The organism is Nonomuraea sp. NPDC049714 (assembly GCF_044465295.1).
Taxonomy (GTDB): domain Bacteria; phylum Actinomycetota; class Actinomycetes; order Streptosporangiales; family Streptosporangiaceae; genus Nonomuraea.
In genome coordinates this window covers 263360-278801 of the sequence record NZ_JBITLM010000011.1, presented here as the reverse complement: position 1 = coordinate 278801, position 15442 = coordinate 263360, and the positions used below count along the sequence as shown (strand labels likewise).

Here is a 15442-nt window from a genome sequence, read left to right as displayed (position 1 = left end):
ATGGTGGACGGTCAGGGGTTGCTGAGAAGGCCTTCCAGTTCGCCGAACTCGTCCGGCTCCAGAGAGACCAGCGACCGGGCGCGGCCGGCCAGCGCGGTCAGGGTCCGTGACAGGGCGGCACCGATGGCGGCCACCTCGGCCCGGTCCAGCAGCGCCTGGGGCCAGTGCAGTGAGACGTGCAGCACGGCGCCGTCGGGGCCGTTCAGGACGAAGGCGAGGACGTCCAGGACATGCGATACCGCCATCTCCCCCTGCGGTCCGCTGCCCGGGACCGGCTCCTCCCATGAGGCGGACCATGGCTCCGCCCCTGGGAGGGGGAGCCGGCCGAGATAGTTGAACCGCACCTGCGCGGACGGCAGTCCGGCGAGGATCGGCGAGGTCTCGGGATTGAGATAGCGGAGCAGCCCGTAACCGATCCCATCGTCCGGCAGGGCCCGCAGGCCGCTCATGACAAGGGAAACCACCCCGTCGGCGTCCGCTCCGGCGGCGCCGCCGAGCGGCTCGAGGTCGATGCGGAGCGGGAAGGACGCGGTGAACCAGCCGACCGTGCGGGACAGATCCCCCGAAGCGATGCGATCGCTGCGGCCGTGCCCCTCGATCTCGATGGTCACCGTCGGCTCGCCTCCACCACCGCGCTCGGCTACGGCCAGGGCGAGAGCGGCCAGAAGGACCTCGTGCAGGCCCGCGCCGTACGTGGCGGACGCGGCAGCCGTCAGGTTCCTCGTCTCCTCGGCGGAGAGCCGGACCGTGAGCGAGCGCTGGCTCGCCACCGTGTCACGGGCCGGGTCCACCGGCCCGGCGCCGAGTGGCGGGCTCGGAAGGGACATGCGTTCCCAGAGCGCCAGCTCCGCGGCTCGCTCCGGCCGGGTGGCCTCGTGGAGCAGGCGGTCGGCCCAGGTCCGGAACGAGGTCGGGACCGGTTCGAGGACGGGCGGCCGGTCGGTCCCGGCGGCCTGCCAGGCCGCCTGCAGGTCCTCGATGAGGATCCGCAGGGACACCGCGTCCACCACCAGGTGGTGCACCATCAGCAACAGCCGGCCGGGACGGCCGGGACCGGGGTCGAACCAGATGATCCGCACCATCCGTCCGGCTTCCGGCGCGAGCCGAGCCTTGGCGGCATGGGCGTGCGCTTCGACGCGCGCCGTGATCTCCTCCGGGGCCAGATCCGTCACGTCACAGCGCGTGATGGACGACGCCGCGCCGGCCGCTCCTGGCTCGTCGACCCACACGTGGTCGATGCGGCCGTCCGCGCCACGGACCGTGCGGGCACGCAGGAGATCGTGGTGATCGAGTACGGCCTGGACGGCCTGTCGCAGCCGGTCCTGGCCGAGGTCAGCGGGCACGTGGAGCAGTACTGCCTGGTCGTATCCGCCGGTCGGGCCGTGCTGCTCGTCGAGCCACCGCATGGCCGGCGTGGGTGTCACCCGGCCGCTACCGGAGTCGTGCTCGAAGGTGGACGCCCCCTCGGGCGGGACGGCCAGTGCGGCCAGTTCCGCGATGTCGCGGGCCTGGTAGACCTGCTGGGGGGAGAGCCGCAGTCCCGCCTTGCGGGCTCGGCTGACGAACTGGATGGAGGCGATGCTGTCGCCCCCGAGCCCGAAGAAGTTGTCGTCGACTCCCACCACCGAGAGGTCGAGGACTTCGGCGATGAGCTCGCAGAGCATCTCTTCGGTCTCGGTGCCGGGCGGGCGGCGTAGGACCGCGCTGTGCTCCTTGATCGCGGGCAGGGCCTTCCGATCCACCTTGCCGTCCCGTGTCAGCGGCATCCGGTCCAGGACCATCCAGAAGTTCGGCACCATGTGGTCGGGCAGCTGAGCCGTCATGTGGCCGCGCAGGCTCTCCGCGGCCGGTCGGGCGCCGTCGGCGCCCACCACGTACGCGGCCAGGTGCGTGCGGCCTGACGAGTCCCTCCGGGCGACGACCACTGCCTCGCTGACGTCGTGATGGAGCAGCAGCCGAGCCTCGATCTCACCGAGTTCGACCCGGTAGCCGCGGATCTTCACCTGGTGGTCGGTCCGGCCGAGGAAGTCGATGTCGCCGCCGGGCCGGAAGCGGGCCAGGTCGCCGGTGCGGTACATCCGGCTGCCTGGTGCGCCGAAGGGATCGGCGACGAACCGCTCGGCCGTCAGCGCGAACCGCCGCAGATAGCCGCGCGCGACCCCGCGGCCGGCGATGTAGAGCTCGCCGGCGACGCCGGGCGGCACCGGGTTCAGCCGCTCGTCGAGGACGTACATGCGGGTGTTGGCGATCGGCCGGCCGATGGAGACCGGCATCGACGGGTCGAGATCCGGCCCGATCGGGTGTACCGAACAGCCGACGACCGTTTCGGTCGGGCCGTATTCGTTGATGAGTCGGGCTTGTGGTGCGATGTGTCGCCAGGCGGTGGCGGTTTCGGCGCGGAGTTCGTCGGCTCCGATGACGTAGGTGCGTACGGAGGTGAGTGTGGTGTTGGTGGGGAGTAGTTCGCGGAGCATGTCGAGGTGGCCGGGGGTGATTTTGAGGAGGCTGTAGTCGGTGGGTTGGCGCAGGAGGTGGGCGAGGTGTTGGAGGTGGGGGTCGGGTGGGAGGAGGGTGATGTTCTTGCCGGTGATGAGGGGGAGGAAGAAGTTGGGGATGGAGAGGTCGACGGCGATGGAGCCGAGCATGGGGGCGCCGTGGTGGGCGTCGGTGTGGTAGCCGTCGGTGGCCCAGTGGAGGTAGTTGATGAGGGCGCGGTGGGTGATGAGGACGCCTTTGGGTTGTCCGGTGGAGCCGCTGGTGTAGATGGTGTAGACGAGGTTGTCGGGGCTGTGGGTGGGTGGTGGGTTGGTGTTGGGGTGGGTGGTGTTGGGGGGTTGGTTGTCGAGGGTGTGGATGGTGCCGGGGTAGTCGGTGGGGAGGCGGTGGGTGAGGGTGGTGTGGGTGAGCAGGGTGGTGGCGGTGGTGTCGTGGAGGACGTGGGCGAGTCGGTCTGCTGGGTGGTGGGGGTCGAGGGGGACGTAGGCGGCGCCGGCTTTGAGGATGGCGAGGAGGGCGACGAACGTGTGGGGGCTGTGTTCGAGGCATACGGCTACGAAGGTTTCGGTGGTGACGCCTGTGGCGCGTAGGTGCCAGGCGAGTTGGTTGGCTTGTTTGTTGAGGGTGTCGTAGGTGATCTCGGTGCCGTCGGTGTCGACGATGGCTACCGCGTCGGGTCGCTGGGCCACTTGTTCCTCGAACAGCTCGGACAGGGTCGTGTCCGGGATCTCCAGCTCCGTGGCGTTCCACTCCTGGAGGATCTGGTGCCGCTCCTCCTCGGACAGGAGGGCGATGTCGCCGACGGGTCGTGACGGGTCGGCCGCGATCTGTTCCAGCACGCGCCGGAACCATTCGGACAGGCGCTCCGCCATCGCACGATCGAACAGGTCGGTGGCGTATTCGAGCCCGAATTCCAGTCCGGCTGGAGCCCCGTCATGCGAGTACGTCTCGCGCAGCGTGAACGACAGGTCGACTTTCGCGGCCGCGTAGGTCAGCGGGTACGCCGCGGACCGGACGCCGGGCAGTTCCGGGGTGGGTTCGGCCCCGTGGTGGAGTTCGAGCATGACCTGGAACAGCGGGTTGTAGCTCGGTGAGCGTTGCGGGTTGAGCCATTCCACCAGACGTTCGAACGGCGTGTCCTGATGGGCGTAGGCAGCGAGGTCGGTGGTGCGGATCCGGGCCAGCAGGTCACTGACGGTGGGGTCGCCGGACATGTCGGTGCGGAGGACGAGGGTGTTGAGGAACACGCCGACCAGGTCGTCCAGCACGGGGTCCGGCCGCCCGCCGACCGAGGTGCCGATGGAGAGATCCGGGCCCGCCCCCGCGCGGGACAGGACGGTGGCCAGGGCCGCCTGCAGCACCATGAACAGGCTCACCCGGTGAGCCTTCGCCAGGCTCACCAGATCGGCGTGCAGCGCGGCCGGCAGCCACCCGTCGACCACGTCGCCCCTATGGCTGGCCACCGCCGGACGCGGACGCGCCATCGGGAGATTCTGCTGTTCCGGGAGGCCTTCCAGCGCCTGCTGCCAGAACGCGAGCCGTGCGGACAGCGGGCTGTCCGGATCGTCATCCTGGCCGAGCACCTCGCGTTGCCACAGGGCGTAGTCGCTGTACTGCACCGGTAGCGGTGCCCACCGCGGCTCGTCCCCGGCGAGGCGCGCGGTGTAGGCGGTCGCCAGGTCGCGCAGGAGCGGCTCGGCCGACAGCCCGTCCACGGCGATGTGGTGGATCACGATCGAGAGCACTGACTCCGTCGGCGTGAGCGTGAACAGAGCCACCCGCAGCGGCAACTCCTCGGTCAGGTCGAACTCCCGGCGCGCGTGCTCGGCCACCCGGTCGGCGAGCCGAGCCTCCGTGACCGGGACGATCGTCACCGGGGGGAGCCCGGCAGGGGCGTCGCGGACGACCTGCCGGGGCACGCCGTCCACCTCAGGGAACACGGTGCGCAGGCTTTCGTGCCGGACGGCCACATCGCCGACCGCCGCTGTCAGGGCACCGGTGTCGAGGGACCCGCTGAGCCGGAAAGCGAGCGGGACGTTGTAGACGCCGTGCTCGTCCCCGATCCGGTTGAGGAACCACAGACCCTGCTGTGCGAACGACAGGGGCAGCACCTCGGGGCGATCGCCGGCGATCATGGCGAGCGGCGGCGAGGCCCCGTTGGACAGGGCCGGAAGCAGGCCTGCCACGGTCGGCGCGTGGAAGACGTCGGCGACGGTGAGTTCGACCCCGAACGTGCTGCGGATCCGCGCGGCCAGCTTCAGCGCGAGCAGCGAGTGCCCGCCCCGGTCGAAGAAGTGGTCGTCGGGCCCGACCGTCCGCACGCCCAGGGCTTCGGCGAACAGGCCGGTCAGGATCTCTTCCTGGGCGCTCGGCCGGGGAAGGCGTGGCAGGGCGGCGGCACCGGGAGGCTCGCCGCGCCCGTTGTCCGCGGGCGTGCCGTTGGAGGCCTGAACCAGGGGGACGGGCAGGCCCGGGTTCGCGCCCAACCGGCTGATCGGCACGTCGGGTGACGAAATCGCGGCCGCGAGGAACTGGGCCACCTTGCCGCGGAGTTCCTCAGCCGTCTCGCGTTCGAACAGGTCGGTCCGGAACTCGACCGTGCCGTCGAGACCGCCTTCCGGCAATTCCCGGAACGTCACGGTCAGATCGAACTTCGCCGCGCCCGCCATGCCCAGCCGCTCCACGGTGACCTCGGCGCCTTCCAGGGCGAACACCGGGTCGGCGTTGTTCTGCAGCACCAGCATGACCTGGAACATCGGGTGTCGGCCTAGGGACCGCGGCGGGTTCACAACCTCGACCATCCGGTCGAAAGGGATGTCCTGGTTGGCGAATGCGGCGAGGTCGATCTCGCGGACCCGGCGCAGCACATCGCGGAACGTCGGATCGCCGGCGGTGCTGGTACGCAGTACCAGGGTGTTGACGAAGAACCCGACCAAGTCGTCCAGCGCGTCGTCGGCCCGGCCGGCCACCACCGTGCCCAGGGGAATGTCGGTGCCGGCGCCGAGGCCGGTGAGCGCGGCGGCCAGCGCCGCCTGGATCGTCATGAACAGCGTCGCCTGCTCGCCGCGGGCCAGCCGGACGAGAGCCGCGTGCTGGTCCGCCGGTACGGCCAGGCGAACGACATCGGCCTGAGCGCCGGGGACGGCCGGCCGGTCGATCCGGGTCGGCAGCCTCAGCTCCACCGGCAGATCGGCCAGAGTATGCCGCCAGAACTCCGATTGGCGGGCCAGCCGGGAACGCGGGTCGTCTTCGCGACCGATGATCCGGTCCTGCCAAAGCACGTAGTCGGCGTACTGCACGGACAGGGCGGCCGCCTCGGCCTGGCCCCGCCGGCGGGCCGCGTAGGCGGCGGACAGGTCGCGGGCCAGCGGCTCGGCCGACCATCCATCGCAGGCGATGTGATGCACGATCAGCACCAGGACGGCTTCGTCCGGGCCTTCGACCAGGAGCCGTGCGATCAGGGGCAGGTCCGTCGACAGGTCGAAACGGTGTGCCACCGCCTCGGCCAGCATCGCGTCAAGCTCGCCCGGCTCGATGCCGATCACATCCAGCGCGACATGAGCGCGCTCCGGCGCGTGGACGATCTGGTACGGCTCGCCGTCCACGTCGGAGAAGGTGGTGCGCAGCGGTTCGTGCCTGGCCAGCAGGTCACCGAGAGCGGCCTGGAGGGCGGCCCGGTCGAGCTCGCCGGTTATCCGCAACACGAACGGCACGTTGTATGTGGCGTTCGGACCCTCCACGCAGTGCAGGAACCAGAGCCGCTGCTGGGCGTAGGACAGGGGAAGGTGGGCCGGGCGGGTTTCACGGCCCAGCTCCGGCCGTGCGTCCGGGGCCTCGTCGAGCAGCATGACGAGCGCGGCCGGCGTGGTGGCCTCGAACAGCGTGCGGATCGACAGCTCGCGTTTGAACGCGGCGCGGATGCGGTTGACCAATCTGGTGGCGAGCAGCGAGTGGCCGCCGAGCTCGAAGAAGCCGTCATCGGGGCCGACCGTGCGCAGGCCGAGCACGTCGGCGAACAGGCCGCACAGGATCTCCTCCTGCAGGCTGCGCGGTTCGCGGTGCCTGGCAGCCGGGGCATAGTCAGGCGCTGGAAGGCCCTTGCGGTCGAGTTTTCCGCTCACTGTCAGGGGAAGCTCGTCCAGCACCACGACCGCGGCGGGCACCATGTAGTCGGGTACCGACCCGGCCATGGCGGCGCGGATCCGCGGTGGGTCCACGGTCATGCCGCGCTGGGCGACCACATAGGCGACGAGCCGCCGATCGCCGGGACGGTCCTCCCTGACCACGGCGAGCGCGGCGGCGACGCCTTCCTGGACGGCCAGCACCGCTTCGACCTCGGCCGGCTCGATGCGGAAGCCGCGCAGTTTCACCTGGGCGTCGGCTCGGCCGACGAACTCCACCTGCCCGTCCGCGCGCCGGCGCACGAGATCGCCGGTCCGGTACATCCGGGAGCCGTCCGCTGCGAAAGGGTCGGCGACGAACTTCTCGGCGGTCAGCCCGGGGCGCCGGAGGTAACCGCGGGCGAGGCCGGCGCCGGCGATGTACAGCTCGCCGGTCACGCCTGGCGGGACGGGCCGGAGAGCGGCGTCGAGGACATGGACCCGCGTGTCGTCGAGCGGACGGCCGATGGGGACGGTGGCGGGCAGGTGATCCCGGTCGACCGGCCCGTTCGTGGCGAAGGTGGTGGTCTCCGTGGGGCCGTAGCCGTTGACGATCTCGACGTCCGGGCAGGCGTCGAGGACTCGGCGCACCGCGGCGGCCGGCACGACGTCACCGCCCGTCCAGACCTGACGCACCCCGCGAAAGCACGGGGCCGCCTCTTCGGCCAGGACGGTGAACAGCCCGGCGGTGAGCCACAGACAGGTGATGCCCGCGCCGGCGATCAGGCGCTGGTATTCGAGCACGTCCAGGTGGCCGGGTGGGGCGACCACGAGCCGGCCGCCGTTCAGCAACGGCGCCCAGACTTCGTAGGTCGAGGCGTCGAACTCCTGGGGAGAGTGCACCAGGACTCCGGACTGCTCCTCGGCCCGGAAACACCGGTCGGTCGCCAGGTCGACGATATTGCGGTGGGTGACGACCACGCCTTTGGGGCGGCCGGTGGATCCCGAGGTGTACATGACGTAGGCCGCGCCGTCCGGGTGGACGGAGACCTTTCCCGGTGTCGGCGCGCTCGCGGCGGTATCGGCGAGGCAGGCGACGACGTCGGGATCGTCCACGATGACACGCTCGATGCCGACCGGCAGGGTCGCCGCCAGAGCTTTCACGGTGACGACGACCTCGGGCGCCACATCTCCGATCAGGAACGCCAGCCGTTCGGCCGGATGCCCCGGGTCGAGCGGCGCATAGGCGGCACCGGTCTTCAGCACTGCCAGTAAGGTCTCGACCAGGGCCAGCGAGCGCGGCACCATCAACCCGATCACCCGTTCGGGGCCGGCTCCATGCCGGGCGAGCAGCGCGGCCAGCCGGTCGGTCCGGGCGTCCAGCTCCGCGTAGGTCGCGGAACCGTCGTCGGCGGTCACCGCCACAGCGTCGGGGGTCAGCCGTGCCTGTGCCCGGAAGCGCTCGTGGACGAGGCCGGGCACACGATCGGTCCCGGTGTCGTTGTACGTCCTGAGAACGAGGTCCAGCTCCTGTCCGGACAGAGCCTCGACGCTGCCCACGTTCAGATCGGGCGTCTCGGCGAGGGCGGTCAGGACACGAGTGACACGGTCGGCCATGACCGAGGCCGCGTCGCGGTCGACCATGTCGACCCGGTGCAGCAGCGAGATCGCGATGCGCCGGCCGGGACGCACGTCCAGGGCCAGGGGATAGTGCGTGCTCTCACGTACGCGTAGGTCGGTGGCCGTGAAGTCGGCGGTGGACAGGTCGGCCGTACCGCCGGGCTGATTCTCGAAGGAGAGGACGGTGTCGAAGAGGGGCCCGGTGATGCCGGTGAGCCGCTGGATGGGGGACAACCCGAGGTGGCCGTACCGCACGGACTCCGACCAGCCGTCGCCCAGCTCACGCAGCATCTGCCGCAGGGAGATGTCCGGGGGCAGGGGCACTCGTACCGGAACCGTGTTGATCAGCAGGCCGATCATCCTGTCGGCGTTGGCGAGGTCGGCGGGCCGGCAGGAGACGGGGGTGCCGAACACCACGTCGTCGCTGCCCAGCGACCGCCCGAGGACGAGGGCCCAGGCGCCCTGGAAGACCGTGTTCAGTGTCACGCCCACCTCGCGCGCCCGGTTGACGAGCGCCTGGCTGAGATCCTCGGAAAGGTCCCAGCGCAGCTCTTCCGCCTCGGCCGATCCGGCGTTTCCGGCGTGTCCGCCGAGGGCGCCGGCGATCGAGGTCCCCTGCTCCAGACCGTCCAGGGCACGCCGCCACGCCGCCTCGGCCCGCTGCTGATCGGCCTGGTCCAGCCAGGCCAGGTAGTCGCGGTACGGGGCGATCGGCTCGGCCGCGTCGGTCGAGCCGTAGGCCGTGAAGATCTCGCCCAGCAGGAGTCTGCCGGACCACGCGTCCAGGATGGCGTGGTGCGCGGTCAGGACGAACCGGTGATGCCCCGCTCCGAGCCGGATCAGAGCGAAACGTAGCAGTGGCGGTTTTTCGATGGCGAACCCTAGAGACCAGTCGTCGTCCAGAAACCTCGCCAGGCGGGCGTCACGGGCGGCACCTTCGACGCCGCCGAGATCGGACAGGTCGAGGTCCTGCCACTCCAGGGAAAAACCCCGCGGAACCACCTGGACGGGTTCGCCCGAGCCTCGGTGGCGGAACCCCGCGCGCAGGTTCGGGTGCCGGCTGAGCACGGCGGCAGAGGCCGACCGCAGAGCCGTCGGGTCCACGTCCCCGTGAAGCTCCATCGACAGCTGCGCCACGTACAGACGCGTGGCTTCGCGTTCGTACAGCGAGTGGAACAGGAGTCCTTCCTGAAGCGGCGACAGAGGGAGAACGTCCTCGATCGCTGAACGTCGCACCTTGCCCATGACGATCACACCTCTCCGAGCAGGTCGGCTTCGAGTTCTTCGATCTCGCGCTGGCTCAGCGAGCTGAGAGACAGGTCCGAGGGCGTCAGGGCGGTGCTGCCGGGCTGCGCCGCGTGATCGATGATCGTCTCCAGCGCGGCGAACCACTCCTCGCACACCGCGGCGACCAGGCCGGGCTCGGCCGCGGCCGGCAGCCATCGCCAGGTGGCGCTGAACCGGGGACCGTCGGGCAGGTCCTGCGTGACCGCGTTGATCTCCACCGGGTGCACGACCGGCGCGGCCGGGTCGACGTGATCGTTGAAGGCGTCGCGGCCGGGGAGCAGCGCCCAGGCGCGCTCGTGGCCCGCGGCGAAGCGGCCCATGTAGTTGAAGCGGATCAGCGGTTTGGGGCGTTTCGCGAGGATGGGCGCGGTCTGCGGGTTCAGGTAGCGCAGCAGGCCGAAACCCAGGCCCTTCCCCGGGACCTGTCGCAGCTGCTCCTTGATCCGCTTGAGAGCGCGGCCGGGATCGGCTGTGCCGGGCACCAGGCGCACCGGGTAGGCGCTGGTGAACCAGCCCACGTTGCGGGACAGGTCGACGCCGTCGGCGATGGCCTCACGCCCGTGGCTCTCCAGCTCCAGCAGCACCGCCTTGTCCGAGCCGGCTTCCGAGCCGGCCTCCGGGTCGGGTGCGCGGCCTGCCAGAGCCAGGGCCAGGCCGGTCAGCAGGACGTCATTGAGTTCGCAGCCCAGTGCCTCCGGCACCGCGTACAACTTCTTCGTCAGCTCGGGAGGCAGGTCGAAGGTGGCCGACACCATCGCCCCCATGCGGTCTTTCGCCGGATCCGTGACGCCGCGCACGAAGCCGGCGGCGGGCTGGTCCAGCGTGTCGAGCCAGAAGGGCAGCTCGGCTCGGCGATCCGCGTGACCGGCCGTCGTCTGAAGCAGGTGGGCCCAGCGGCGGAACGAGGTGAAGGGGCCGATCAGCTTCGGTTCGCGGCCCTGCCGGATCGCCTGCCAGGCCGTGGCCAGATCGTCGGTCAGGATGTGCCAGGACAACGCGTCGGCGGCCAGATGCTGGACGACCAGGGCGAGCCGCCCGGTCGCCGACGGGCCGCGGTCGAACCACACCGCCTGCAGCAGGCGGCCCTGACGCGGGGCGAGGCGGCTCCTCGCCCTGGCCAGTTCATCGTCGATCGTCCTTGCCAGCTCGGTATCGGTCAACGTCCGGGCATCGACTCGCGTGAGGCACTCCGCCGCCGGCACGCTCCCGGCCGGGAGCACCTCCAGGGGGTGCTCCTGTTCTCCGTTGGTGGCGACCATCGACAGGCGTAGTCCGTCGTGGGTGTCCAGCAGGGCCTGCAAGACGCGCTCCAGCGCCTCAACGTGCAGGTCGGAGGGGGTTCGCAGCACCACCGACTGGCTGAAGTCGTCGATCGGCGCGCCCCACTCGACCGACCATCGCACGATCGGGGTGGCGGGAAGGGCGCCGACCTCGATGTCGTCGTCGGCCGGCTGATCGGTCTGTGCCGTTCGTGCCGCGGCTGCCAGCTTCGCTACCGTGCGCAGCCGCAGTACCTCGTCGGGCTCGATCAACAGGCCATTCTGGCGTGCCACGCCGCACACCCGGATCGCCGTGATGCTGTCGCCGCCGAGGGAGATGAACTGGTCGCTGACGCTCACCGACGCCAAGCCCAGCACCTCGGCGAACGCCTCGGCCAGGATCCGCTCCCGCGGCGAGCCCGGGGACCGGCCGGCTTCGCGCTCCTCCGATTCCGGCTCGGGCAGGGCGGACCGGTCGAGCTTGCCGTTGGGCGTGGTCGGCAGGCGATCGAGGAGCACGATGTCGGTCGGCACCATGTGCTTCGGCAGCGTGCGTACCGCCTGCGCGCGGATCTCGTGGATCAGGCCGGTACGGCGAGCGGGCGGCACCGGTTCGTTGGCCGGTACGGAGCGCGGGCGAGGGACCACGTCGATCGGGCCGATGGGGGCGAGCTTGTCGACCAGCACCACGTCGAAAGCGTCGGTGGCCTCCTCCGACCACGTCAGGTGGGTCTCGTAGCCGTGGCCGATCCCCAGTTTCTGTAGCGCCCGCGGATCGGTGCCGGTCCGGGGGCCGGCGATCGCTTGCCGAGCACCCGCGAGGTCACCGGCGTCGAGCGACCGGGCCGCGGCGACGTCCGCTGTGAGCCGTGCGTTGGGGATGCCGTGCAGCCGCACCGTGCTCGGTCGCCGCAGGCTCAGCTGCTGGTCCAGGGCGGTCAGGCTCGCCACGTCGTCGCCCCAGCGCAGGGCCGCCGGCGCGGGGGCCGGGTGTTCGGGCCCCTTCCGGATGATGACGTCGTAACGGTACCCGGTCAGTTCGTTGTGGCCGCCGTCCGGCTTCAGCAGGACCTGGACACTGGCGACGTCGGCCAGATGGTTCCTGACCGTGGCGAAGAACCCGGGGTCGATCAGCAGCTCCCGCTCGTTCGCCATCCCGCGCTCGACCAAGGCGGCCACCGTGGCCGGATCGGTGTCCGGCTGGGCCCGCCGCACCTGGATGCCGGTGTGCAGGGCCCGTGCCAGGCGTAGGTTACGCAGGTCGCCCAGGAACAGATGACCGCCGTCGGGCAGTAGGTTCCAGGCTCCTGCCAGGACTTGGATGACGTAATCGATGTTCGGGAAATACTGGACCACGGAGTTGAGGATCAGGGTGTCGAAGAAACCGTCCGGCAGGCCGGTGAAGTCATCGGCCGGCTGCGCCATGACCCGTACCTTGCCGGTCCATTCGGGCCGGGCGCTGATCGAGCGTCGCAGGTAGGCGATCGCCTGGGCCGACAGATCGGTGCCCCAGTAGCTCTCGCACACACTCGCGAGCTGGGAAAGGATCAATCCGTTGCCCACGCCGATGTCCAGGATGCGGCGTGGTTCCAAGGCGGTGATCCGGTCCACCGCCACCTGCCGCCACAGACGCATCTCGTCGACAGGGAGCGGCCTGCCGGTGTAGCTGCTGTTCCAGCCCTCGAAGTCGTCGCCGAGGGGGCGCTGTGAGCGCTGGCCGTACAGGGACTCGTTCACCTGCCGCCACGCGTCGACGACCTCCTTGTCAGCGCGGCCGCCGTCGGCGGCCGCGCTGGGCACGGCGTACGCGATCAACCGCTTGATGCCTGGACGGTCCTCGCGCACCACGACCGCGACGTGCCGCACCGCGGGGCACGCCGCGATCGCCGCCTCGACCTCGCCCGGTTCGATGCGGAAGCCGCGGATCTTCAGCTGCTCGTCGGCCCGGCCGAGAAAGTCCAGTTGGCCATCGGGGCGACGGGCGGCCAGGTCACCCGTGCGGTACATCCGCGATCCGGGGATGCCGGACGGATCGGCGACGAAGCGCTGCGCGGTCAGGCCGGGCCGGCGGAGATAGCCCCGTGCCAGCCCGATGCCGGCGATGTAGATCTCACCGGTCCGGCCAGGATCGACCGGGTTCAGGTTCTCGTCGAGCACGTGGACGGCGACGTCGGAGATGGGGCGCCCGATCGACGGCTTGACGCCGGCGGGCAGCGGGGCGGACATCGTGGCCATGACCGTGGTCTCGGCCGGGCCGTAGCTGTTGAACATCCGGCGGCCCGGCGCCCAGAGCGCGGTGAGCTCGGCTGAGCACGGCTCACCGCCGACGATCACCGTTCGCACGGTCGGCAGGTCCGACGGTGACATCGCGCCCAGGAGGGTGGGCGGGAGCGAGACGTGCGTAAGGTCCAGACTGGCCAGCTCGGCGGCGGAGACCAGCCCCCGGGTGCCCGCCACGACCAGGGTCGCGCCGCTCAGCAGCGCCAGGCACAACTCCCAGAACGCCGCGTCGAAGCTCGGGGAGGCACAGTGCAGGACCCGGCAGCCACGGCCGACGTCGAGCGTCCGCACCTGCTCGCGACTGAAGTTCGCGATACCGACGTGCGGAACGAGGACAGCCTTGGGCCGCCCGGTGGACCCTGAGGTGTAGATGACGTAGGCCGGGTGATCGACGGCCAGCGGGATGGTTCGTTCAGCGTCGGTGAGATCTTCCGCCGGCGCTTCCGCGCCGGCGAGGAAGGGCGGTGCGCCGACCTCCCAGACCGGGCAGGTGGTCTCGGGCAGTCGAGGCGCGGTCGCACGGTTCGTGAGCACTCCGGCGGGCTGGGCGTCCTGCAGCATGAAACCGATGCGGTCGGCGGGGTAGTCAGGGTCGACGGGCAGGTAGGCGGCGCCCGCTTTCAGCACGGCGATGACCGCGACGACATGCTCGGTTGAGCGCGGCAGCGCGAGCGCCACCACCTGCTCGGGCCCGATGCCGAGCTTGACCAGCACGCGCGCGAGCCGATTCGCGCGGGAATCGAGTTCCGCGTAGGTGAGCGTCTCGGTCCCTGAGATGACCGCGGGAGCGTCAGGGGCCTGGCGCACCTGACGTTCGAACAACGCCGGGAACGGCTCCGGGGGCACGGTGGGGTGCAGGACTGGCAAGGCGAGCTCGGCAGGACCTTCGCGAAGCTGCTGCACGCTGGGAAGCTGCTGCATGATAGGCAGACTGGCAAATCGGGCCGGGCCGGTTGAAGGTCTGACAGCGAACCTGCAGCGAACCTGCCGACGTCCTGCCTGTTCTCCATGCGCCTGGAAGGTCCTTCCTGGTTCGGGCACCCTGATCACATGATCGCGAAGAGGTGAGCCTGATCGGCCCTTGACAGCGGAACGTCGTGGATCTCCGCGCATGCGTGCCGAACGATGTTGAGCATCGAGATCAAGTAGTCGCCGTGCCGCTCGACGCGACGCAGCAGGCCACGGATGAACAGAACGTGCAGCGACCGCGTCAGCTCCGGCCGTGACAGGCCGGTCGCTCCGGCCGCCTCGTCGACCGTCCAGCAGCCGTCGATCTGCAGCAGCCGATCGAGCAGTCTCCGATGGGGCTGTGGCAGCGTCTCGACGCTGCTCATCACCGCGGCGTAGAGCATCGGCTCAGGATGATGGCAGATGAGGGCATGCAGATTACGCGGGTCGTCGACCAGCTGCCCGTACAGGTGGGGGAGCGGCTCCATGAGGCACTGGGAGGCTGCCAGGCCAAGAGCGGCCGGCAACCCGTCGAGCATCCGGCAGAGCCCCGCGATCATCGACGCGTTGGCCGGATTCAGGCGGAAGTCCGGCTGGACGGGAGCGAGCTGCCGCAGCAGCAGGCTGACCGCCGGGACCTGGATCAGGAAGTCGAGGTCCCGTTCCTGACCTGGTTCGGGTACCGCCAGCGGAGCCAGCGGGAGGACGCATTCTCCTCGGATGCCCAGGGGCACGCGGGCGGTGGTCACCACGGTCACATGCGGGCAGTCCGCCAGCAGGCGGAGCAGTGCCCGGGCGTGGACGGGGACGTCATCGAGGCCGTCCAGGAAGACGATCATCGGCGTGGTGCCGATGATCGCGGCGAGTTCGCCGCTCGTGTCCGCCTGGCCGGTGATGAGTTCGACCATGGCTTCCAGCAGGGGCGGCGTGCCCGCGTTCGGGATCCAGTCGTGGCGAGCCTCGGCGACGGGCACCCACAGCAGGGGAATGTCGAGCTCGGCGAGCACGCGCTGGCCGACCTCCAGAGCCAGCCGGGTCTTGCCGACACCGCTGATGCCGGTGATGGTCAGCAGCCGCTGGCGCGGCTCCGCTGCCAGCAGTCCTGTGATGGCGTCCAGCTCGTGGTCTCGCCCCACCAGACCGTCCGTGGTCCACACGGACGCATCGGATCGCATACTCTCCGTGACCATCTTGTCGAGATAGGAGCTCTCGACCTGGGCGGCCCGGCAGAAGGCGGTCCGGGCCTGCCCGGTCAAGCGCAGCGCCCCGGCCAGAAGGGCCACGGTCGCCCGGCGCGGGGAGGCGACACGGCCGCTCTCCATGTCGCGGATCGCCCGCACGCTGATCGTGGACAGGGCCGCCAGTTGTAACTGGGTCAGGCCGCAGCGAAGCCTTTGCTGGCGGAGGACCTGAGAAAAGCTGCCTTCCGAGCGTGCTCGTACCATGGCTCAC

General features: G+C 70.4%; 3 protein-coding genes. All 3 read right to left on the bottom strand.

Annotation, left to right across the window (positions count from 1 at the left end; translation table 11 throughout):
• Window positions 1-11: 11 nt before the first annotated feature.
• Window positions 12-9461 carry an amino acid adenylation domain-containing protein gene (locus ACIBQX_RS36390; protein WP_397012716.1) on the bottom strand — a complete coding sequence of 3150 codons (9450 nt, stop codon included), beginning with the start codon at window positions 9459-9461 and terminating at the stop codon, window positions 12-14.
• A 5-nt stretch (window positions 9462-9466) separates the two neighbouring features.
• Window positions 9467-13963, bottom strand: a complete 4497-nt coding sequence (locus ACIBQX_RS36385; RefSeq protein ID WP_397012715.1) for an amino acid adenylation domain-containing protein — start codon at window positions 13961-13963, stop codon at window positions 9467-9469.
• Window positions 13964-14088: 125 nt separating this feature from the next.
• Entirely contained in the window at window positions 14089-15435 is a 1347-nt protein-coding gene (locus tag ACIBQX_RS36380; protein WP_397012713.1) for a helix-turn-helix domain-containing protein, read from the bottom strand.
• Between the last annotated feature and the right edge of the window lie 7 nt (window positions 15436-15442).

What these genes read in the sequence shown, in the direction of transcription:
- ACIBQX_RS36390 (WP_397012716.1), bottom strand. Translation starts at nt 9,461, where the DNA reads ATGGGCAAGGTGCGACGTTCAGCGATCGAGGACGTTCTCCCTCTGTCG.
- ACIBQX_RS36380 (WP_397012713.1), bottom strand. Translation starts at nt 15,435, where the DNA reads ATGGTACGAGCACGCTCGGAAGGCAGCTTTTCTCAGGTCCTCCGCCAG.
- ACIBQX_RS36385 (WP_397012715.1), bottom strand. Translation starts at nt 13,963, where the DNA reads ATGCAGCAGCTTCCCAGCGTGCAGCAGCTTCGCGAAGGTCCTGCCGAG.